The 22,549-nt window shown below is 74.7% G+C and carries 12 protein-coding genes; 11 read left to right on the top strand and 1 reads right to left on the bottom strand.

Annotated features, from left to right (window positions below; translation table 11 throughout):
* Positions 1–118 precede the first annotated feature (118 nt).
* The 11 genes from IE272_RS11335 to IE272_RS39090 all read left to right on the top strand — a co-directional run bounded on the left by IE272_RS11335 (position 119) and on the right by IE272_RS39090 (position 21,310).
* On the top strand, positions 119–1,897 hold the full coding sequence (locus IE272_RS11335) for a lysyl oxidase family protein (protein ID WP_190006765.1): 1,779 nt from the start codon (positions 119–121) through the stop codon (positions 1,895–1,897).
* A 420-nt stretch (positions 1,898–2,317) separates the two neighbouring features.
* Positions 2,318–3,028, top strand: coding sequence for a Crp/Fnr family transcriptional regulator (locus tag IE272_RS11330; RefSeq protein WP_050360005.1), 711 nt, complete (start codon positions 2,318–2,320; stop codon positions 3,026–3,028).
* Positions 3,029–3,127: 99 nt separating this feature from the next.
* The gene (locus IE272_RS11325) at positions 3,128–4,024 is read left to right on the top strand and encodes a hypothetical protein (RefSeq protein ID WP_190006764.1); all 897 of its coding nucleotides are present in this window, start codon (positions 3,128–3,130) and stop codon (positions 4,022–4,024) included.
* Positions 4,025–4,026: 2 nt separating this feature from the next.
* Entirely contained in the window at positions 4,027–6,654 is a 2,628-nt protein-coding gene (locus tag IE272_RS11320; RefSeq protein WP_190006763.1) for a hypothetical protein, read from the top strand.
* The gene (locus IE272_RS11315) at positions 6,647–7,699 is read left to right on the top strand and encodes a hypothetical protein (RefSeq protein WP_057664163.1); all 1,053 of its coding nucleotides are present in this window, start codon (positions 6,647–6,649) and stop codon (positions 7,697–7,699) included. The genes IE272_RS11320 and IE272_RS11315 overlap by 8 nt, the downstream gene beginning before the upstream one ends.
* Positions 7,696–8,247 carry a Pycsar system effector family protein gene (locus IE272_RS11310; protein WP_050360001.1) on the top strand — a complete coding sequence of 184 codons (552 nt, stop codon included), beginning with the start codon at positions 7,696–7,698 and terminating at the stop codon, positions 8,245–8,247. The genes IE272_RS11315 and IE272_RS11310 overlap by 4 nt, the downstream gene beginning before the upstream one ends.
* A 133-nt stretch (positions 8,248–8,380) precedes the next feature.
* Positions 8,381–10,657, top strand: a complete 2,277-nt coding sequence (locus IE272_RS11305; RefSeq protein WP_190006762.1) for a VWA domain-containing protein — start codon at positions 8,381–8,383, stop codon at positions 10,655–10,657.
* Between the two features lie 132 nt (positions 10,658–10,789).
* Positions 10,790–14,584 (top strand): tubulin-like doman-containing protein, encoded by a 3,795-nt coding sequence (locus IE272_RS11300; protein ID WP_190006761.1) that lies wholly within the window; start codon positions 10,790–10,792, stop codon positions 14,582–14,584.
* Positions 14,581–17,223, top strand: a complete 2,643-nt coding sequence (locus IE272_RS11295; protein ID WP_190006760.1) for a hypothetical protein — start codon at positions 14,581–14,583, stop codon at positions 17,221–17,223. Before IE272_RS11300 ends, IE272_RS11295 begins: the two co-directional genes overlap by 4 nt.
* Positions 17,220–19,274 (top strand): protein kinase family protein, encoded by a 2,055-nt coding sequence (locus IE272_RS11290; RefSeq protein WP_229897270.1) that lies wholly within the window; start codon positions 17,220–17,222, stop codon positions 19,272–19,274. Before IE272_RS11295 ends, IE272_RS11290 begins: the two co-directional genes overlap by 4 nt.
* Entirely contained in the window at positions 19,271–21,310 is a 2,040-nt protein-coding gene (locus IE272_RS39090) for a coiled-coil domain-containing protein (RefSeq protein WP_268254161.1), read from the top strand. The genes IE272_RS11290 and IE272_RS39090 overlap by 4 nt, the downstream gene beginning before the upstream one ends.
* Before the next feature lie 30 nt (positions 21,311–21,340).
* On the opposite strand, the gene IE272_RS11280 is transcribed toward IE272_RS39090, so the two are convergent.
* Positions 21,341–22,453, bottom strand: a complete 1,113-nt coding sequence (locus IE272_RS11280) for a DUF4037 domain-containing protein (RefSeq protein ID WP_190006758.1) — start codon at positions 22,451–22,453, stop codon at positions 21,341–21,343.
* Between the last annotated feature and the right edge of the window lie 96 nt (positions 22,454–22,549).

Here is a 22,549-nt window from a genome sequence, read left to right as displayed (position 1 = left end):
CAACCCGCGGGGCCCCGCGCCGCCTCTCACAGTCCGGACACAGCGTCGCCACAGGTGAGTTGGGGCCGTGCTGCTCGTCCACGTTCCGTCACGCACCTGGAAGCCGGAAGTACGAGGAATGATGACCAGAACCCCACAGGGCCGCACGAACCGCCTGACCCGCCCCTCGATCGCCGTCGCCGCGGCCGTCGCCGTGACCGCGGGCGTCGTCGCCGCCGCGCCCGACGCCAAGACGGCGGAGCCGACGCCGAAGCTCAGCCTGATCGCCGCCTCCACCTCGGTGACGCTCGACTCGTGGAAAGAGGACCCCGGCGTCTACCTGGACCTCGGGACGTACCTCACCTCCGAGAACGGCGCCTTCGAGCTCAAGGTGAACCGGAAGTCCTACAAGGACCCGGTCGTCGCCACGCAGGTCTTCCGGAACGGGAAGAAGACCACGACCAAGGCGCTTCCCGCCGGGCTGGTGAAGGACTTCTCCGGGCTGCCGGACTTCGCGCAGATCAAGCTCACCGACGCGGCGGGCAAGACGGTGCTCAGCCAGACCGAGGCGTTCTGCCCCAACAACGCCTCCGGGCGGGTCCGGCCCGACGCGCCGGCCAACTCGAAGTATCCGCAGAGCTGTCCGGTGAACCCCTTCACCCTCGGTTCGGTGTGGGGCGTGGAGAACGGCTGGGCGTCCAACACCTACGCCGGGTACTACTCCAAGCCGGTCCAGCTGGCCGCCGGTACGTACACCGCCAAGATCAACGTGACCAAGAAGTACCGCGACCTCTTCGGCATCGCCAACCAGACCCGCACCGTCAAGGTCACCGTGCGCGAGCGCAGTTGGGAGGAGCCGCCCCCGGTTCCCGCCGGCAGCCGCAGCGCCGCGTCCGCGCACGAGGGTCACGAAGGACACGGGAAGGCCGCCGTGCCCTCCGCCGCGTCCGGGCACGGCGCCCACGCCACGCACGGCGCCCCGGCCCGCGCCGAGGCCCCTGCCACCCGGACGACCGGCGCCGCCCCCACGTTCAACGTCGGCCACGGGCCCTACCCGCCCGCTCCGCCCGCCCTGCCCTGGGCGCTGAAGAAGGAGTCGCTCCAGCGGCAGTCCTTCTCGGCCGCCAAGGTCGGCGACCGCTCCGGGCAGACCGACGGGTCGCGCCAGGCGCCGGGGGTCAAGCCCAACGCCAAGCGGCCCACCGGCAAGGCGACCGTGCCCGACGTGCCCAAGCCGGACCTGCGCTCGCTGCCCGCGTACGGCATCACCGTCAGCGACGGGTACGAGGAAGTGCCCGGCAAGGACTACCTCGCCTTCAGCGCCAACGTGTGGAACGCGGGCCCGGCCAAGCTCGTCGTGGACGGCTTCCGCTCCCCGGGCAAGGAGCTGATGGACGCCTACCAGTACTTCTACGACGCCGACGGCAAGCAGGTCGGCTACACCCCGACCGGCACCATGGAGTGGGACCCGCGCCCCGGCCACGAGCACTGGCACTTCACGGACTTCGCCAGCTACCGGCTGCTGAAGGCCGACCAGAAGGAGTCGGTGCGCAGCGGCAAGGAGGCGTTCTGCCTGGCCAACACCGACGCCGTCGACTACACGGTGAAGAACGCCAACTGGCACCCGGACAACACCGACCTGTCCACCGCGTGCGGCCAGGAGAACTCGATCTCCGTCCGCGAGGTGCTCGACGTCGGCTCCGGTGACACCTACACCCAGGACCTGCCCGGCCAGTCCTTCGACATCACGGACCTGCCGAACGGCACGTACTACATCCAGGTCCTCGCCAACCCGGAGAACCGCCTCAAGGAGACCAACCACAAGAACAACAGCGCGCTGCGCAAGGTCGTCCTCGGCGGGAAGAAGGGCGCCCGCACCGTGAAGGTCCCCGCCCACCACCTGGTGGACGCCAACTAGTTGTCCCCAGCGGTGCGTTGAACCACTTCGCCCCGTACGTTCCGCCGGCCCCGGGAAGTGTTCCCGGGGCCGGCGGCATGCCGGGACCCAAACCCGAGTTCTCGCCAACTCGCCCGTGCACCCGTAACCCCGGCCCCGCCCCGCCGCGACTCCGCCGCCACGCCCGCCGCCCCGTCACGACTGCGCCGGTCAGGGACATGGCCGGGCGCGCACACGACACCCGGAGCACCACGGAGAACCGCCCTCCGCCCCGCGGGCACGGAGGAAGGCCCTGCGGCGGACACCACCACCGACCAGGCAACGCATCGGTTACTCATGCGTAGTTCATGTGTGGCGCAATTCACTCCCCTCAGGGGGTGGTTCTGGAAACATCTACGCCAACGAGATCGGGCCATACAAACCGCCGCGGGGGGAGTGGCCATGGGGCTGCTCGGCGATGAGCTGGCGTTCGGGCAGGCTCTGACCGCCCCGGAGTACGAGAGCGTCATGGCCCTGGGACACCGCAAGGAGTACCCGGCCGACACCCCGATCCTGACCGAGGGCGACCGGACCGGCCATGTGGTGATCGTGCTGCGCGGCTGGGTCACCGTCTCCCACATCACCGACCGCGGCGCCACCCGGCTCATACTCGGGTTACGGGGGCCCGGCGAACTCCTGGGAGAAATGGCCGCGTTGGACCAGCACCCGCGCAGCGCCACCGTACGGGCCCTCGGGACCGTCGAGGCGACCGTCATCGGCGGCGACGCGTTCCGCCGGTTCCTCGCCACCCACCCCCGGGTCAGCGGACTGGTGATCCGGCAGCTGACCTTCCGGCTGCGCAGCGCCGACCAGGAACGCTCCGCCCTCGCCTCCCTGACCGTCCTCCAGCGCCTGGCGAGCCGGCTCACCGAGCTCTCCCTGACCGCTCCCACCGGCCCCTACGCGCCGTCCGCGCCCGGCCCCGGACCCACCGGCGCCGTCGTCCATCTCGCCCAGGACGAACTGGCCGCCACCGTCGGGGCGACCCGTGAAGCGGTCGCCAAGGCGCTGCGGCTGCTGCGCACCCAGAAGATCGTGCGCACCGGTACGCGCATGGTGGAGATCCTCGACCCCGCGCTGCTCGCTCTCCTCGCGGAGGGACACCGGGACTAGAAAAGCTTCTCCCCGCCGTGTGTAAACGGCTACAGACGGCCTTCGTCCCGGGCCGGAAGCTGTACGGGACGGCAAGCGCAGAGAGAGCGGGGGCACGCGGTGGAGCACGACGCGTTGGATGCCGGTGAGGCACGGTACGAGCTGGTCATCAGCGTGGACGCCAGACGCTCCGGGCAGTACAGCGACGCGGAGAAGCCGCGGATGCGGGAGCGGATCTACCGCGTCCTGGAGACCGCGTTCGCCCAGGCCGGGGTGGGCCGGGACGCCGTCCACATGGAGGACCGCGGGGACGGCGTGCTGGTGTCGGTCCCGGGGCGGATCGCGGTGACGCGGCTGCTCGGTCTGTGGATGGTGGAGGTCCACGAGAACCTGCGTGAGGAGAACCGCTCCCTCCTCGTGCCGCTCGGGCTGCGGGTGGCCATGCACGTCGGTCCCGTACGTCACGACAGCCGGGGCATCAGCGGGCGTGCCGTCGACCTGACCTGCCGGCTCGCCGACTCGGCCGTCGCCCGGCAGTTGCTGGACCGCGAACGGGCCGATCTGGTGCTCGCCGTCTCCGACTCCCTCTACGTCGACGTGGTCTCCGCCGGGGGCAAGTTCATCGAGCCCGCGCGCTTCTCTCCGGCGCGGCTCGGCCTGAAGGAGGGGGAGGTCTCCGCCTGGTTCCACCTGCCGGGACGGCCCGCGCCGGACATCGGGCCGATCGCCGCGGAGGAGCCGGGCGCCCCGGCCGGCGGTCCGCCTGCCGCACCGGTCGGCGGTCCGCCTGCCGCACCGGTCGGCGGTCCGGAGGCCGCCCTGGCCGCGATGGACGCCGCACTGGCCGCCCGGGCCGCCGCAGCGGCCGGCAGGCGGGTCGACGACTGCGACGGGGACGACGAGGACGGGGCCGACCGGTACCGGGCCCAGGGCGACCTGTCCGTCCACCGGAACAACGTCTACCAGCAGCCCGTGCACATCGGCCGCGTCACCGGCGACAGCCACCGGAAGGACTGAGCATGGCCGACGAAGCAGTGGCCGAGCACCCCGCCGAGCCCGCCGCCCCGAAGGCGAAGGACGCCCGCGCCCCCGAGGCCCCGCGCGGTGGGGCGCGGGGGGACGACAACGCCAAGGACGCGCCCGGCTCCTCCGACGCCTCCGACGCGGCCGACGCCGAGGCCGCCGAGCGGGAGAAGGAGCGCGAACGCGCCGCGGACCGCTTCAAGGACCGGACCCGCGACCCGCTCGCCGAGGAGCAGGGGGAGGAGGAGCCGACCGACGCCGCCGCCGCCACGCGTGCCCGGCGGTCCGGACAGAAGCTCCTCGCCAGCGGCCGGGACCTCATCGGCTTCGACCGCTCCGACGTCGGCCGGCTCCACATCGGCGACATCAACATCGGACTCGACGCCCGGCGTTCGGGCCTCTCGATGCGCGACGGCCCGGTCCCGGAGGAGGAGCTGCTGCGGATCCGCCGGACCCACATCGAGCCGGAGGGGTACGTACGGCTGCGCCGGGCGCTGGAAGCCCGTCGGCTGCTGGTGCTCGGCGGGGCCCCCGGCACCGGCCGGGCCAGCACCGCGCTGGCGCTCCTGGAGGAGGTCACCCGCGACGGCGAGAGCGGGCAGAACGCCGAGCGGGTGCGCCGCGCCGACCCGGAGCGAGGGGTCCGCGAGCTGGCCGCGCAGGTGGTCGCCGGGGAGGGCGGCCGGCTGCGCGGCACCGGGTATCTGCTGGAGCCCGCCCTGGACCGGCCGGGCACCCTGCCGCCCGACGGGATGGACCTGGACCAACTGGCCTCGGCGCTGGCCGAGCGGGGCTCGTACGCGGTGGTCGTGGTGAGCGTCGGCTCGGCGGCCAACCCGCTGCTGGCCGGGCGGTACGGGGCGATCTGCCCGCCCGCCCCCACCCGTGAACTGGTCGCCGTCCGGCTGCGGAAGCGGCTGGAGGAGGAACACGGCGACCCGGTACGGGTCGGGGGCGGGGGAAGCGCCCGGGACGGGGACGGGGGCGGCGGCCTGGACGGGCACGCCGACCGGGACCGGGACGGCGGCCGGGACGAAGGCCGGGCCCGGGGCGCCGACCAGGGCGGGGACCGGCCCCGGGGCGGCGGCCCGGACGAGGCCGGGTCGCTCTCCCGGCTGCTGGAGCGCGCGGCGGAGCTCCGCGAGGACCCCGAGGTCACCGGGGCGGTGGGGCTCGACGACCTGCGGCCCGCCGAGGCCGAGCTGTTCGCCTCGCTGCTGGCCGGGCATCTCCTGGGCTCCGTCGGCCGCGAGGAGCTGCTGTCCGGCTGCCGAGGTCTCGCGGCCGTCCAGGCGTACGAGTGGTTCGCCGGGGTGGACCGGGCCCTGGCCGCCCCGCCGCCCGGCGACGGGCGGGCGCCCGTGCGCTCCGGAACCGCCGCCCTGTTCCACCCGGTGGCGTTCCGGATCGCGCTCGCGGTCCTCGGCGGCGCGTCGCACAGCGCGGTGTCCGCCGCCGCCCACCTGCTGACCTGGGAACTGTCCGTACAGAGCGATCCGGACAGCACCCCCGCCCGCCCCCTGTTCTGCGACGACCCGGAATCCGACCTGGCGCTCTCGCGCGCCCGGCCGGCCGACGGGCCCGTCGACGTGGCGGGCGCCGAGGTGACGGGGCGGCTGATCTTCTACCGGGGGGCCGCGCTGCCCGCCGCCGTGCTCGCCGAGCTCTGGGACCGGCACTTCCCCGTCCGCGCCCCGGTCGTCCGCTGGCTGCGGCTGCTCGCCGACGACCCCCGGCCCCAGGTGTCGATGCGCGCCGCGGTGGCCGCCGGGGAGCTGTCCGTACGGGACTTCGAGCACGGGTACGCGGAACTGGTCCGGCCGCTCGCCGAAGCGCCCACGCCCCGCCGCAGGGTCTTCGCCGCCACCGCGCTGGACCAGGCCGCAGGGCACGCCTCGCACCGCCGGGCGGTGCGCAAGGTGGTCGAGGACTGGTCCCGGCACGGCACGCCGGCCCTGCGCTGGACGGCGGCCATGGCACTGGGCTACGGCCGGTCCGCCGACTCGATGGACGACACCCTGGACGCGCTGGCCCGGATCGGGGTCCGCGACGACGGGGAGCAGTTGGCCGTGGCCTCGCTGAACGTGGTCCGGCTGCTGACGCTCCCGGAGTGCGCCACCGTGCTGCGGCGGCTGGCCGACTGGACCGGGCACCGCGGCGAGGAGTACCAGGACCTCGCGCTGGTGAGCATCGTCCGGCTGGCGCTGACCGATGTGGACGAGGTCCTCGACGACGAGCCCGGCACCCCGCTGGGCGACCGGGGGGACTGGCCGCTGCTGCTCGCGCTGGCCGCGACCCGTCCCGAACTGACCGGGAAGCTGGCCGACCTGTTCTGGACGGCGCTCAACACCGCGCGGTCCCGGGACGTGGCGTTCGACGCCCTGGAGACCCTGTTGCGCTCCGCCTCGCGCAAGGACGGCCGCGCGTGGACGCGGGAGGGGCTGGCCGCGCTGCTGCCCGCCCTGACCGCCGAGGAGCACGACCAGCGGCGGCTGAAGTGGCTGCTGCAGCGAATGATGCGGGATCAGGACCGTCCGCTCACCGAGGAACGGGCGCGCGCCCTGTGGAGGCTCGCCGTGCCCGCGCGGCAGCGGCGGTCCGATGAGGAGGAGAGTCATGGCTGAGGAGAACGGCGTGGCGGAGAACGGGGCGGTGGCCCCCTCGCGGCCCGCGGGCCCGTTCCTGCGGGAGTACACGCCGACGGGCCCGTTCCGGCAGGGCGGCGCCCGCTCCACGTCGGTGCTGTTCTACCGGCGGGGCTACAGCGTGGCCGGTGTCTCCGGCATCGAGCACTACGGCAGGCCGCCGCTGGCCTGGCGGCCGCACACCATCTGCGAGATCGCCACCGGCACCTTCGTCACCACCCTGCGGATGGAGCTGCCCGCGTCCGGCGGCGCGACGTTCTTCAAGGCGGAGGTGGACATCCACTGGACCGTCGAGGACCCGCATCTGGTGGCGGTGCAGGTGGTCACCGACATCGCCGAGCGGCTCACCGCGCCGACCCTGGAGCGGCTGCGGGAGATCTCCGCCCAGTTCCCGGTGCACCAGGCGGAGCAGGCCAACACCGCCATCACCCACGCGTGCGTCTCCGGCCGGTGGAACGACCTCGGCACCGACCTCGGGCTGCGGGTGCGGCTGTACGTACGGCTGCGGGTGGACGACCGGACGATCGGCCACACGGAGAAGGTCCGGAGCCACGAGAGCGACGCCGTGCTGGCACGGATGCGGCAGGAGAACTACCTCAGGATGCTGCGCGGCGGTGAGCTGGAGCAGCTCAGCCACATGCTGGCCGCGGATCCCGAGGCGGCCAACAACTTCCTGGAGAAGATCCGCCAGGAGGGCCGGCAGGACGAGAAGGAGCGGGTCGACCGGCTGTTCTCCATGGTCGCCGACGGCCAGATCCACTCCAACGAGATGGAGGCCCAGGCGCTCGCGTACCTGAACAAGAAGCGCCTCAGCATCCAGGGCCCCGTCGGCACCCGGCCCCCGCGCCGTGCCCCGCAGGAGCTGGCGCCCGCCCCCGAGGAGCCGTTCACCCCCGACTGGGTGGCGGACGAGCCTCCCGTACGGCAGTCCCGCCCGCCCGTCCGGGACGCCGAACCCGAACCGCCCACGCCGCGCGACCGCAACCGCGACGACGGCTGGGGCTGGGCGGAGGACGACGGATGAGCGCCGACGGAGCCACACGGACTTCCCCCGCCCCGGCCGGGCCGGTGCCGGACGGGGGTCAGCACGGGCCGGACAGGGCGGGGGAACGCATCGCGGAACGGCTCCTGGTCACCGTCCGGGAGGACCTCGGCCGGGCCGACTCCAAGGCCGCGGTACTGCTCTCGGGGGCGCTCGCCCTGCCCGCCTTCCTCATCGGGCGGCACGGCTCCCCCGACTGGCGGGGCCCCGGCGACCTGGCGCTGGTCGCCGCGGGCGTGCTGTGGGTGGTCGCGGTGGCCGCCCTGGTCCGCGCGCTCCTGCCGCGTACGGGCACGGTCCGCGACCGGGAAGGGGTGACCTACTTCGGGGACCTGCTGGCCCCGTTCGACTACGACGTGCTGGCCGCCCGCATCAATGAGGCAGGCCGCGACCCGGTCGGCTGGCTGCTCGTCCAGGCCGTGGACGTCAGCGCCATCCTGTCCGCCAAATACCGGGCGATCCGGTGGGCGGTCGCCACGCTCGCCCCGGCTGCCGCGCTGGCTCTCGCCTGGAGCCTGGCCGCGCGCTGACCGACCCGCACGGGTGTGCCGCGTCCAGGGGCACACCACCGACGACTACGCAGAGTAATCGCACAAGCGCTTCGCGACACCACGCAGACACGCAGACACGCAGACACGGCAACGACAGTTAAAGGGGACGGTCGTGCGAAATGACCGAAGAAGAGGCCCGGCCGGCAGCGGCCGGGCCGGGCGGGCGGCGCTGGCCGTCCTGGCCGGTGCGGCCCTGCTCGCCTCCCTGACCGCACCGGCCGCCGCCGATCCGGAGCCGGCCGCGGCCGCCGCGCCCGCCTTCGCCTCCGTCAACTACGCGGTGGCCGTGGACCAGTCCGCGAGCCTCGCGCCCGCGGACATCAAGGCGGAGAAGGCCGCCGCCGCCCGGATCGCGCTCGGCGACGTCTCGGCGACCTCCCACATCAGCGTGTTCGGCTTCGCCGCCGCCGAGTCGGCCGACCAGCGGGCGGTGGACCCCGTGTGCCCCCGTACCCGACTGGACGCGGCGGGACGGGAGTCGGTCGGGGGCTGCGTGGAGAAGCTGCGCAGCCGCAAGAAGAGCGAGGGCACCGGGACCGACTTCCCGAGCGCGATACGCCAGGGCGTGCACGAACTGAGCTCGGGCACCGATCCGTCGGTCCCCCGGGTGCTGTTCCTGCTCACCGACGGGGAGATGGACGTCACCGGCAGCCCCCAGTACGGGGACCCGGCGCACCGCGAGGCCGAGGGGAAGCGGCAGCTGGAGCTGGAGCTGAAGAACGCCGCCGCCAAGAACGTCCAGATCTGGCCGCTCGGCTTCGGTCCCGCCCCGGACAAGGAACAGCTCGACAAGATCGCCGCGGGCGGCTTCCAGAAGGGCTGCGTCGACCTGCCGTCCGCCCGCCCCACCGCCCGTAAGGTCTCCGGGGCCAAGGACGTCGGGCCGGTGCTGGAGAAGATCTTCGCCGCCGCGCACTGCCTGCGCTACCAGGCAGGGCCGAGCAAGCGCCCGCCCGCCACCCTGCCCATCACCATCTCGCCGCTGGCGACCGTGGGCAGCATCGTCGTCGACAAGGGCTCCCCCGAGGTGACCGTCACCTACACCGACCCGCTCGGCAACAAGGTGCCCACCACCGGGAAGTTCAAGGACTCCGCCTTCGAACTCGCGGGCGGCGGCGGCACCGTGGAGGCGCTGAAGATCGTCGACCCGGTGCCCGGCCGGTGGAAGGTCGACGTGAAGGCCCCCGAGGGCCACCGCTCGCTGCCCGTCGGCGTCAGCGTCCTGTGGCAGGGCGAACTGCGCGGCTCCATCACGATGGACCCGCCCTCCCCCCAGGCCGGGCAGAAGGCGACCGTCACCATGCGGCTCCAGACCCGTGAGGGCTACGAGATCAAGGACCCGGCCGACTACGCCGGGCTGAAGGTCAGCAGCGAACTCACCGGCGACGGCTTCTCCCCGCTGCCCCTGCGGCTCGCCGACGACGGCGAGGGGCCCGACCCCACGAGGAGCGACGGCTCCTTCAGCGGCACGGTCACCGTCCCGAAGAGCGCCGACGGCGCCCTGAAGGTCAGCGGCACCCTCACCGCGTCCGGGCTCAGCGCCGACACCCGCAGCGAGGGCGGCCAGGTCGCCCCCGGGGCCCTGCCCGTCACCACGGCCCTCGGCCCGGTCCGCGGCGACGGCCACCCCGGCGACACGGTCACCGCCAACCTCTCCGTCACCAACACCACCAACGCCCCGCACACCCTGAAGCTGTCCCTCACGGACGTCCGGGCCGGGCTCCTCACCGTGAGCCCCGCCGAGATCGTGGTGAAGCCCGGCGCGTCCTCCACCCACGAGATCAGGCTCGGGATCGGACCGGAGAAGTCCTTCGCCGGGCGGCTCGACGACGGCCCGCTCGGCATCGGCGGCACCGTCACCGTCCAGGACGCCACCGACGGCGACCGCACCCTGGTGCGCACCCCGCTGTCCGTCCAGGTCACCCCCGAACCCAGCCTGCTGGACCGGTACTGGTGGGTGCTGGTCGGCGCCGTCGCGCTGATCGTCGTCGGCGTCCTGGTGGCGCTGGCCTGGCTCCGGCAGCGGCGGGGCCGCCGCGACCCGCACGGGCTGACGCTCCACCTGCTCTCCGAGGACGGCGACGTGCTCGGCGTCCACACGGCCGGACACGGCCAGAAGCAGTGGTACGCGTTCGACATCGCCGAGGCGCACAGCAACCCGCGCATCGAACGGCGCACCAACGGCCGGTACGCCGTGCAGCGCAGCCCCGAGGGCGGCGCGGTGCTGCGCAGACACGGCGGCCGCACCCGGGAGCGGCTCACGGCGACCGGCCGGGTCGAACTCACCGACCGGCTGAGTCTCGCCCTCGGCGAGGACTCCGTACGCACCACCGCCCCCGGGCGGCCCGACCCGGTGAGCACGACCGGCGGGAGCGACGACTACCTGTGAGGCGCGCGCCGCCCGCCACCCGGCGGGCGGCGCCGCAGGCCCCGGCGGGCCGCACGGCCGCGAGACTCGCGGCCGTGCGGTGACGCCCATGGACGAACCGGCCCCACCCCGGCCGGAAGCGGGAGGAACCCCATGAAGATCTTCCAGCCGATGCTCTTCGTCGGCCTGGGCGGCACCGGCGGCCTCGTCGGCGCCGAACTGGAACGCAAGCTGCGCGTCGACCTGTGCGGCCCCGACGGCACCGCTCTGCAGCACATCGGCGGCCTCGCCCCCTACCAACTGCCCGACTGCCTGCAGTTCGTGTACGCGGACTTCAGCGAGTCCGACCTCCAGCGGCTGCCCCAGTTCAATGTGGACTCCTCACTGCGCGCGGCGTACGCCCGCACCTCGCGGGCCACCCACAACCTCCTGCCGAACTTCGACAGTTCGCCGGAGGTGACGCAGATGCTGCGGGCCAGCCTGCGCGACGAGGTCGCGGGCTGGCTGCCCTCGCGCGACGGCGAACCGCGCGTCACCCCGCTGCACAACGGCGCGGGCCAACTCCCCACGGTGGGGCGCGCCGCGCTCTTCGCCACGCTGCGGCACTCCCTCCAGCCGGTCCTGGAACCCCTTCTCCAGGCGATCGACGCCATCGCCAAGTCCGCGGGCGAGCTGAGCGAACTGGGCGGCGGCCGGGTCACCGGCTGCGATGTCTTCGTCGCGTTCTCGGTCGCCGGCGGCACCGGGGCCGGGATCTTCCTGGACTATCTGCACCTGATCAACCAGGCGTTCAAGATGCGCCGTTTCAACGGCGTGAAGATCTACCCGCTGGTCGTCATGCCGTCCTCGTTCCCCGCCTCCACCGGTGGCGGGCGCGAGGCGGAGCTGAACGCCGCCCGCTCGCTCGTCGACCTGTTCCGGCTGGTCGACGGGCAGAACGCGCCGACCGCCGGGGCGGAGATCGGCGACCTCGACCAGGAGACCGGCCTCGGCATCCGCTACCCGGGCACCACCCCGGTCCGGCTGCGCACCGGGATCCTGCCGACCGCGTTCCTCTTCAGCCCGACCGCGGGCATCCGCCAGGACGACCTGCGCCGCTCCATCGTGTCGCTGGTGATGTCGCTGATCGGCACCGAACTGGGCGACAGCCGGGCCCAGGGCCGGGCGATGGCCGGCGACGACGACTTCCAGACCTTCGCCGCTAGCTTCATCAACCGGGGCGTGCAGCGCAGCGCCCTGTCCCCCACCGGCATCGGCCGGCAGGGCGTGTCCACCAGCCTGGTCGCCTCGATGACCGCGCCCATGGACCAGCTGGCCGACCTGGTGGCCGGGCGGCTGCTGCGGGTCGCGGTCACCGAACTGGTGGAACGCCCGCGCAACCCGGCGAAGGACGACACCGTGCCGCTGGTCCGGCAGCTGTTCGCCGACTCCCAGCTCGAAGAGCTGTGGGAACGCAAGCAGTTGCCCGTCGAGGACCCGCAGCCGCTGCCGCGCGGCGGCCGGGCGATCGAGGAGGCGCTCAACAACCGGATCGGGGACATGCAGCGCCTGCTGTCCGAGCTCCAGTCCATCGCCGACCGGCAGGCCGCCGCGATGGCGGGCCGGTTCAGCCCCCGCCCGGCGATCGAGAAGCTCCTGCAGAGCGTCGACCCGTTCCTCGCCGAACGCCTCGTCAGGGGCGTACCGGACAGCGAGGACGAGATCACCCGGCTCGGGTTCCTCGGCATGCTCACCGCCCGCTCCCGCTCCCCGAAGCGGCCCCCGGGCGTCACCGACCAGCCGCCGAAGACCCCCAGGATCAAGGGCCGCATCGCCGGAATGTCCCCGGCCCGGTGGGGTGACGACGACGTACGGGCCGCCCTCCAGGCCCAGGACAGCTGGTACCGCTGGCGCTCCCGGGCCGTGTGGCACGAGGCGTGGCGGGAGCAGCAGCAGCGCTGGCAGTCGCAGGCGGACACGGCGGGCACCGACCTGGCGCGCCTGGTGAACGCCTTCCGCAAACACGCCGGCCAGGAGCGCAAGTCCGCCGAGCAGAAGGGCCTGGAGCTGTACGCGGAGCGCACCGGCATCTCCTACCTCCTGCCGCCGCAGCGCAGCCTCAACCACTTCTACGAGGACGTCGTGGCCCGGCTCGTCCGCGGCGAGGGCCTCCGCGAGAGCGACGACGAGGCGTCGCTGCTGCTGCGGCTCATCGACGGGGACACCTGGCGCGAGGTGCACGGGCGGAGCCACCGCAACCCCGACGGGGCGGTCGGGGCCGTCAAGGCCCGGCTGGAGGGGCGGATCACCCGGCTCTTCGCCGAGAGCGGGGCGCAGTTGGAGGAGCGGCCCCTGCTGCCCTCGATGAGCACCCTGCTGGCGGCCGCCGCCGGTGACGCGGAGGCCACCGAGCAGGTCAGCAAGGAAGCGCTCGACCTGTTCAGCCGCAAGCTCGCCGGTCTGCTGCCGGTCGGCTTCACCCCGGAGGGCACCGGCCCCCTGCGGGTCCTGGTCACCCACCCGCGGGTCCAGGCGGCGGAGGAGGTGCAGGAGTACCTCGCCAAGGCGCTGCGGCTGCCGTCCGACGCGAAGAACTCCGTCGAGTACCGGGGGGTGGAGAGCGACTCGATCACCGTGGTCCTCTTCCGCAGCGAGATGAGCCTCACCCAGGTGCCCGAGGCCCGCAAGGTGTTGCGCCAGTGGGCCAGGGCCAAGGACGACGAGCAGGCCCACGACGTGCTGCGCTGGCGGCAGCGCCTCGGCTTCGAGGACGACTGGATGGTCAGCAGCGAGGAGGACCGGCGCACGATCCTGCACCGTCTGCTGTGCTGCATGTGGAACGGCCAGGTCGACATCCTGGACGGCGAGACCGCCTCGCCCTCGCGGGTGCGGCTGCGGCTGTTCCCGGAGAAGGGGGCGAGCGTCCCCGGCGTACGGCTGCGGCTCGGGGACTTCCCGGGCGGCATCTCCAGCTGGTCGGAGCTGCTGCGCTCCTACGAACGCTGGACGGTGCTGGACGACGAGCGGACCGTGGAGGACTACTGCCGCAAGCTGATGGGCGCCCAGCCCCTCGGGCTCGGCCGGGCGGGCACCGAACCGCACCCGATGTTCGTCGAGCTCGTCGAGCGCATCGCCCCGCGCCAGCTGGAGCTGCTGGAGGAGCGCCGGGAGCGCGGCGGCCGGCGCGTGGACGGCTGGATCCGGCCGCTGTGGGAGTTCTGGGCGGAGACCCTGCCCGCGGCCCTGGACGTGGAGTTCGGCGACCAGCGCGCGATCCAGCCCACGCTGCGCACCCTGCTGGAACACGTACGCGGCGGCGTCCCGCAGCCGCCCCCCTCCCGGACCGCGCCGGAGCGCCGGCGCGTCGTGGAGGACGACGAGGACTGGGGCACATCGGCCCCGAGCACCGACGAGCGGCCGGGCGACGACACCCTGCCCGGTCCGCGCTCGGCGCCCCGATCGGCCCCGTACGACGCGGAGGAGCGGTACGACGGCGAGTCCCGGCACACGGACACCCGGCACACGGGCGCCCGGTACGGGGAGGAGCGGTACGGGGAGGAGCGGTACGGGGAGGAGCGGTACGGTCCGGACGCCTCGCGCGACGACCGGCCGGCCCGGGGCGAAGGACGCCGGGACGATCGGTTCGCGGAGGAGCGGTTCGCGGAGGAGCGCCCCCGGGACGAGCGGCCCCGGGACGAGCGGTTCACCGACTCGTACACGGACTCCCGGGCCGGCGACGACCGGTTCACGGACACCCGGCCGCCCGGCGACGACCGGTTCGGCGGGGACGAGCCCGCCGGCGCTCGGGGCGGCGGCGACGGCGGCAGGGACGTCGACGGCCCGGACGGGTTCGGGGAGCAGGACAAACCGCCGGTCCGCCGCCCGGCCGCGAGCGGCTGGGACGGCGACGGCTGGGACACGGACGAGGACGCCGCGGGGCGCTCCTTCCGGAACGGGGGCCCGCAGTGACCTCTCCCGAGGACGCCACCGCCGTGGTCCGTCTCGACCTGCGCGCCGGGGCCGCGGCCCTGGCCACCACGCAGGCCGTGCGCGACCGGGTGGCCGAGCAGCTGGGCCGGGCCGGACTGCCGGAACCGGACTACCCGTTGTTCCTGGTCACCGACACCCCGGCCGGGCTGACCGACCACCAGCTCCAGTACGAACTGCTCTCCGGCTACCGGGCGGTGGGCGAGACCCGCATCCTGGTACTGCTGGTGGGCAGCTCCCCCGGTTCCTACGCCGGCGGGGAGGAGGCGTATCTCCCCGACCGCCGGCTGGTGCGGCCCACGACCCTGCGGGCCTCCACGACCGGCCTGGTGTGGGCCGGTGACCTGCGGTCCGCCCGCACCGCCCTGGACCGGCGGGAGCCGGACGACCCCGCGTCGCTGGCCGTGCTGGTGGACCTCCTGTCGGTCCCGGACGTCTTCGTCCGGGTCCTGGAGAACCTGCGGAAGCTCCCCGACTCCATCGCCGCCCCCGGGATCCGGCTGCTGGAGCAGGACCTGCCGACGGAGGTCAGGGACCGGGCCTGGCGCGACGCGCTGACCCGGTTCGCGGGCGAGGACACCGGGGCGGGCGACCCGGTCGACATCGTCCCGGACTCCCGGCTGCCCGAACCGCTGCGCGCCCTCGTGACGGGACGCGACAGCCGGGGCCAGGGGCACCGGCGGCCGGACGGCCAGGCGAACCTCGCGCACCGGACGTGCGCGGAATCCCTGGACCGCGCGGACGAGGACCTCGTCGCGCTGCGCTCCTTCCCCGGCCTGCTGCACCCCGCCCGGCGCGACGCCCTGGAGGCGGATCTGCACCAGGCCCGCGAGGACCTGGACGGGTTCCGCGCCCTGGTGGAGCGGGCCCTCCAGGGCGGCGGCGGAGCGGCGGCGCCCACCGCGGAGGCCACCGCCCGGCTCGGCGCGCTCGGACTGCGGGTGCCGACGGCCGACCGTGCGGGGGAACGCGTCGGCGAGGGGCTCCGCGAACTGGCGGGCACCCTCCTCGGCGACGGGCTCGCGCTGCGTTCGGTGGCCCAGCACTTCACCGCGCTGGCCGGCCGGGTCGAGCCGGTGCCGGGCACCGCGCTGCTGCACCGGCTCGCCGACCACTCCGAGGAGTCGGTCACCCGCGGTTCCGCCACCGAGTACGCCGCGCCCCCGCGCACGCCGGGCGCGGTGCTGCTGATGGCGGGCGCGGCGGGGCTGCTGGGCGGCCTGTGGCAGTGGCCCGCCGTCCTGGCGGCGCTGGTGGTGCCGGTGCTGTTCGTGGTCGTCGCGCTGCTGGGCGCGAACCGGCTGCGCACGGGCCGGCGCGCCGCCCGGTGGACGACGGGCCCCCGGGTCGCCGCCGTCGCCGGAGCGGTGGCCGGGGCGGCGGTCGCGTACGCCGCCGACCCGCCGCTCTGGCTCGGCGGGACCGGGCTGATCGTCGGGCTCGGCCTCACCGCCGAGGCGGTCCGCAGGCTCTGGCGGGACGCCGCCGACTCCTGGGCCGCCGGGCGCGGCACGACGGCGCTGCGCACGGCGCTGGACGGGCTCGACGACCTGCTGGCGGAACTGGTCCGCGAGCACTGGGCGGCGGAGGAACGGCTGTACTGCGCGGACGCCGCGCGTTCGGTCGCCGGGATGCTGCGGGCGACCGCGGCCGCCGCCGACGCCCAGGCCGCACCGGAGCCCCTCGCCCCGGCCGGGACGGGCGGTTCCGGTCCGTACGAGGACGACGACTGGCTCTCCGCGCCCTCCGCGCTGGAGACCCCGGAGTCCGGCGCCGCCGACGGGGACGCGGACGACGGCGACTGGGCCGCCGCCTACGCCTGGGACAACACCCCGGACCGGAACGGCGATCACGACGCCGGCCGGGACGACGACCGGTACGGCGGGGACCCCGCTCCGTACGGCGTGCCCTCCCCGGCCGCGTACCCCGCCGGTCCCGACGACGCCCCGTGGGAGAGCGGCGAGGGCGACCACGCGCCGCGCTGGCTCGACCGGGAGATCGGTGAGGGCGGGCCGGACCTGGTCGCCACCCTCGCCGGGGACCTCCGCAACACCGCGATGGCCGCCATGGCCCCCTACTGGGGCGCCGTCGAACGCGGTCAGGCCGGGGCGCTCGCGCTCGCCCGGACCGAGCAGCGGGTCCGCGAACTGCTGTCGGCCGCCCGCCACCACCTGTGGCACTACGGGGTGCTGGCCCCGCCGCCGTACCCGGCCGACCACCGGGCCCGCACCACGGCCGCCGGGCTGCTGGGCACCGATTCGCTCCGGGTCGCCGAGCTGGTGGGCCGGGAGGCGGACCGGGGGGCCGTCGTCCAGTTGTCCTCGCCGGAACAGGGGGCACTCCTCAGCCGCGACCCGGGGGCCGCCCTGTGGATCCGGTTCGCCCCGGGCACCCTCCAGGGCGAGATCGAGGCCGCCTGGCGCAAGAGCGGTTCGCCGGTCGAGGAGGCGCTGTGGACCTCCTCCGGGCGGTACGCGGGGCTGATCCGGCTCACCCCGCTGCGGATGGGCGTCGTCGACACGGTCCTGCCCCGGCAGAGCACCGGCGGCAGCACCCGGACCGACGCCGACCGCGCCGAGCCCTCCGTCCACGCCGAGTTCAGGGAGGACGACCGGTGGTGACCACCACCCCGCTGGGCCGGCCCGAGCCACCGGGGACCCCGCGCCCCCATCTCGTCTTCACCGACCCCACCGGGCGGCGACGTACCGCCCCGGCCCGCTTCGGCCCGGCCTCGCGGCGGGACCCGGCGCTGCCCCAGCGCATCCGCAACGGGCTGCTCGACGACCGGGGACAGCAGTGCGTCCAGGTGTTCCTGTCGGCGGCCGACGCCGCCAACCCGGCGGCCCGCACCCTGCTGGACACCGAGGCGGGCACCGCCCTGCGCCTCGACCGGACCCTGGAGAACACCCCGTACGCGTATCTGTTCCCCACCGTCATCGGCTACGAGCTGGACACCGCCGAGCCCTTCCTGCTGTACGCCGCCCCGCGCGGCGCCCCCGTCGGACGCACCCATGTGATGTCCGCGTCCGACCAGCGGGTGTTCGCCCGGGACCTGACGCTGGCGCTGTGCCTGCTGGACGGCCAGGGTCTCGTGGCGCGCGGGATCTCCCCCACGACCGTGTTCTGGGACGGTACGTCGGTGCAGTTCTGGGGACTTGAGGGCGTCACCCGCGCCGGACGGCCCCGGACACCGTGGGGCCGGGCCCCGTTCGCCTCGCCCGAACAGCACCGGGGCGAGGGCCACGTCGACCCCCGGGACGCGGTGTGGAGCGCCGCCCAGGTGCTCTACCAGCTCGTGACCGGCCGGCCCGGCCCCGCCGACCGGGCCCCCGCCGACCTCGACCGGCACCGGGTGCTCGCCGGGACGCTGCCCCGCGCGTTCGCCCCGACGGCGGCCGGACGCCCCACTCCCGGGGCGCTGTTGGAGCTGCTGGCCCCCGAGGAGGCGCGGCGGCCGGGGCTCGCGAGCGCGGCGGACGGCTCCCGCCCGCACCAGGAGGCGTTCGAGCGCGCGCTGGAGGCCAAGCGGCGGACGCCCGCTCCCGCCGACGACGCGGCGGACGGGACGCCCGAGGACCGGGCCCCCGGGGAGGTGCTCTGCCCGTACTGCCTGGAAGGCATCCAACTCGACCTGAACAAGCTGTTCGTGACGGACGACCACATGCAGTACCGGGCCCTGGACCTCTCCCGTATCGGCAACCCGGTGCGGCGCGAGGACGTCATGCGGGGCGCGGTCCAGCAGTGCACGGCCGACCCGGACTTCCCCGAGCACCACATCCCGGTGCCCTACCTCACCCACGGCCGCCCGCTGACGATCGCCATGATCGGCCAGTCCAGCACCGGGAAGAGCCATCTGCTGACCCAGATGATCGCCGAGATCACCGACGGCGGCCTGGAGCGGTACGGGGTGGGCTGGCAGTCCGTCAACCCGGAGCAGCACGCCCGCTTCGTCCGGGAGCGGGTGCAGCCGCTGCGCAGCGGCAAGGTGCTCGACCACACGAGCGGGGTCGGCCTGGACGGCTTCGCGCGGTTCGTCGAGTCGCTGCTGCTCACCGACGCGCGCGGGCGGGTGCGCCCGGTCGCCTTCTTCGACCTCGGCGGCGAGGACCTCGTCCGCACGGACGGGGCGCTGCGCTTCCTGCTCGGCATCGACGCCCTGGTCTTCGTCGTCGACCCGGCGCTCGCGCTGCCGCTGCCCCAGCTCGACGAGGTACGCGAGCGCTGGGGCACCGAGGTGGACCGGGACGGCGACGCGGCGTTCGGCACCGTCCTCGACCGGCTGCCGCGCAAGGGCCCCTACCTGGAGACCCCGGCGGCGATGGTGCTCGGCAAGTCCGACCTGCTCCGGTTCCAGCCGCCGGTCGACCGCTGGCTGGGCGAGGGGCCGCCCTCCGCGATCGGCCCGGACCAGTTCCGGGAGGAGAGCGGCGACGTCTACGCGCTGCTGCGGCAGCACGCCGGGCAGGCCTGGCTGCGGCCCTTCGACGCGTTCCGCCGCTGCACCCTGCACATCGCGTCCGCGACCGGGGGCCAGGAGAGCCAGGGCCGCTACCCGGCGGGCACGGGGCCGCGCCGGGTGCTGGAACCCCTGGTGTCGCTGCTGGCGATGCACGGGATCATCGAGGCGCCCGGGGGCGCCGCATCATTCGGCGTGGGAAGGGAAACGCGGTGAACGACGCCCTCGATCGACGCGAGGAGAGCGGCCCGGGCGGCCGGCTCGACCAGGTGGTCTTCCGCTGGGACGGGAACCAGGGCCGCTCCAGTACGGGGATGGCGGCGGTGGCGCACTCCTGCTCCGCCGAGCGCGCGGAGTCCCTCCGCCGCGAACTGGGCCCGCTGCTCTGGGTGCCGGGCCCCGGTCCGGCTCCCCGCGCGAGCAGCGTCCGGGTCTCCTCCCGGGCCGTCGGGACCGTGCTCCTCCAGCGGTGGCCCACCCTGGACCGGGGCGGCCGTCCCAGCACGGCCTGCCACGCGGTGTTCGGCGACGCGGACACCCTGACGCCGCTGCACTGCCTGGCTCTGGTCGGCAACGCCTGGAGCGACCTTGCCGTCGCCGAGACCGCCGCCGGGGGCCTGCCGACGCTGGACGGGGCCCGGCTGCGGGCGACGGCGGCCAAGCGACTGCGCAAGATGTTCGACGAACTCCCCGTGGTGAAGGAGCCGCTGACGGTGGTGACCGCCGAGTGGCTGCGCGACCCCTCCCGGCGGCTCTCGCTCCTCGCCGAGAAGCACGATCTGCCCGGCTGGCCGCGCTGGAACGCCGCCCCTCTGCTGTACCTGGGGCTGCTGTCAGTGTTCGGCGACTGGTTCGGCACGGAGTGGAGCTACGCCACGTACGACACGGTGGACACCCACCCGTTGCGCCTGACCTGTGTGCCCGAGTGGTCGTCCCAGGCGGCGGGCGCCCGGTCGCTGGCCCGCATCCGGCTGCGGCCCCCTGCCGAGAAGGACATCGAGACGGCCGCGGCGAAGGAGATGGTCGAATACGTGCTCGACCGCCCCGGCGCGGCTCCGGGCGTGCCCCATCTGACCGGTGAACTCCTCTCCGGGGCCCGCCTGCCCCGGCAGGAACGGCGCGAGGCCCTGCGCCGCATGCTGACCGCCCGGCACGCCCCGGCCCCCGCACCGGCCCGGGAGGAGGACCGGTACGCGACCGAATCCCGGCAGGGGGACCGGTACGCACGGGAAGTCCGGGAGAACGACAGGTACGCGACCGAGCCCCGCCAGGAGGACCGGTACGCACGCCAGGACCGGGAGAACGACAGGTACGCGACCGAGCCCCGCCAGGAGGACCGGTACGCACGCCAGGACAGCCAGGCACGCCACGACCAGGAACGCCGCCGCCTGCAGGAGGAGTTGCTGGTCCACCAGCGCGTCGACGCCGCCCAGTCCGCACGGCTGGCCGCCCGCCTCCGGGACCTCCGGGACGATCCGCTGCTGACCCTCCTGTGCGCCGACGGGCTGCCGTGGGCCTCCCGCGATCTCGTCCTGGACGAACTGGCCCGCCCCGAGCGGCGGCGGTCCCGGGACGAAGCGACCGCGCACGCGCTGTGCACCGAAGTGCTGCGGCACAACCTGTACTTCAGACCCGGCCGGCCCGAGGCGGACAGCCCGTCCGCCCCGGAGATGCGGAAGCGTGCGGCGGAGCTCTTCTCCTGGGCCGTCGCCCCGCTCGTACGGGACCCCCACCGGGCCCCCGATCTCCGGCCGCTGTTCAACATCGTCCTCAAGGACGGTCGCGGGACCGGCATGGAGTGGCTGCGGAGCATCCTGGTCGCGCCCCAGGGCGGCCGGGCTCCCGACCTGCCCCCGCAGCTGTGGCAGCAGGTCGTGGCGGACCTCCTCGCCCACCCGGTGGCCGTGACCGCGCCCGGGCCCGCACCGGCGCAGGCACCGGCACACGTGCCACCCGTAGCCGTCCCTGCCCCTGCCCTCGCTCCTGCCCCTGCTCCTACTTCCGCTCCCGCTAAGCCGCCGGTGCCTCTCCCTGCCTCGTACACCCCGGCCGCCACCGCCCCACCGCCCCGGACCGCACCGGCGCCGAAGCCCTCCGCGCATCCGTCGCCCGCACCGACGGGCCCGGAGCAGGAGAAGCCGAGCCTGACGTCCGGCTTCTCCGACTTCCTGTACGGGCCCTGGTTCGCGCCGATGATCGGCGTACTCGTCGTCGCAGTGGTCATCGGTCTCGTCGTCCTCGTCGCCAGGTGACCGACGGCGGACGTCCGTGCCGCGAGGCCGTCAGCCGAGCGCGTCGACCGCGGCCCGCACGGCTCCCTGCCGCCCGAGGAAGTCCGTGCTGTCCGCCCACTGGTCCACGCTCCCGGTCAGCGGCAGGGCCCGCAGTTCCGGGTCGGTGATGCTCCGGGCCAGGGCCTGGGCGAAGCGCTCGGCGTGCAGCACCTGGAACGGGCGGCTGTGGTACGGCCGCCGCCCGGGGTCCACGGCCTCCGTGAGGCCCGAGCGGTTCTGCAGCGCGGCCACGGCCTCGTACGCGTCGCAGAGGTGCCGTTCGCGCGCCGGGTGGTCCACGGCCGTGACGGCCCCCCGCAGGACGGGCAGCAGTTCGTCGGCCCCGGGCAGCCGGGCGAAGGCGCTCCCCAGCCACTTGCCGTACGGGGCGTACTCCCGCGCGAGGAGCAGGCACAGGCGCATCAGGTCGCGCACGAGCCGCCCCGCGACCACGGCGGACCCCAGCTCGTCCCCCACCTCGGCGCAGCGGCCGATGAACGCCTCCTCCTGGGAGATCCGCTGCCACTGGCAGGCCAGCAGATAGCGCCACACCTCGTCCGGGTACCAGTGCAGCTCCTGGCGCGCCCGGGTCAGCGTGCCGACGCCGTCGTGGAACACCGCGCCGCCCGTGGTCTCCGCCAGCGTCTGCTGCGGCATGGCCAGCCAGTCGCGGACCGTCGGCACCGGAGGCTCCCCGCCGGGGCCGGGGCGGAGGCCGAGCCGATCGTGCAGCCACCCGCCGACGTCGGCGACGAGGACGCGGTGGTGGACCGGGCCGTCCGTCGGCTCCATGTGCCCGACCGGGTCGGCCGGGTCGGCGTGCCGGAAGTGCGTCGGCCAGCCGCGCACCTGCTTGGGCAGCCGCTCGGCGAGCAGGCGGTGCAGCCGCTCCCCGTGCGCGGCGGCGTCGGCCGGCTCCAGGAACAGATCCAGACGCGGGCCCCATTCGTGGTCCGCCGACCGTGCGGTGTCGAAGCCGAGCACCTCGGAGCCGGAGCCGATCCGGGCGGCGGCGTACCGCAGTCCGGGGTACTCCGCGTCGAGCACGGGCCGCACGGCCTCCTCGTAGAGGATCCGGGACAGGTCGAGTCCGGGCAGGAACACGGGATCGTGCGGCGTCATACGGTCACTCTGCGGGGTGACGGCGGAGCGAGCCAGCCGTTTTCCCGGCGCGTACCACCGGGTGGCGGGCCCGGACCCGGGCGATCCCGCCCCCGC

The sequence above is a fragment of the Streptomyces anulatus genome (genome assembly GCF_014650675.1).
In the GTDB taxonomy this organism is placed as follows: Bacteria; Actinomycetota; Actinomycetes; order Streptomycetales; family Streptomycetaceae; genus Streptomyces; species Streptomyces anulatus.
This window is presented reverse-complemented; position numbering and strand designations above follow the sequence as displayed.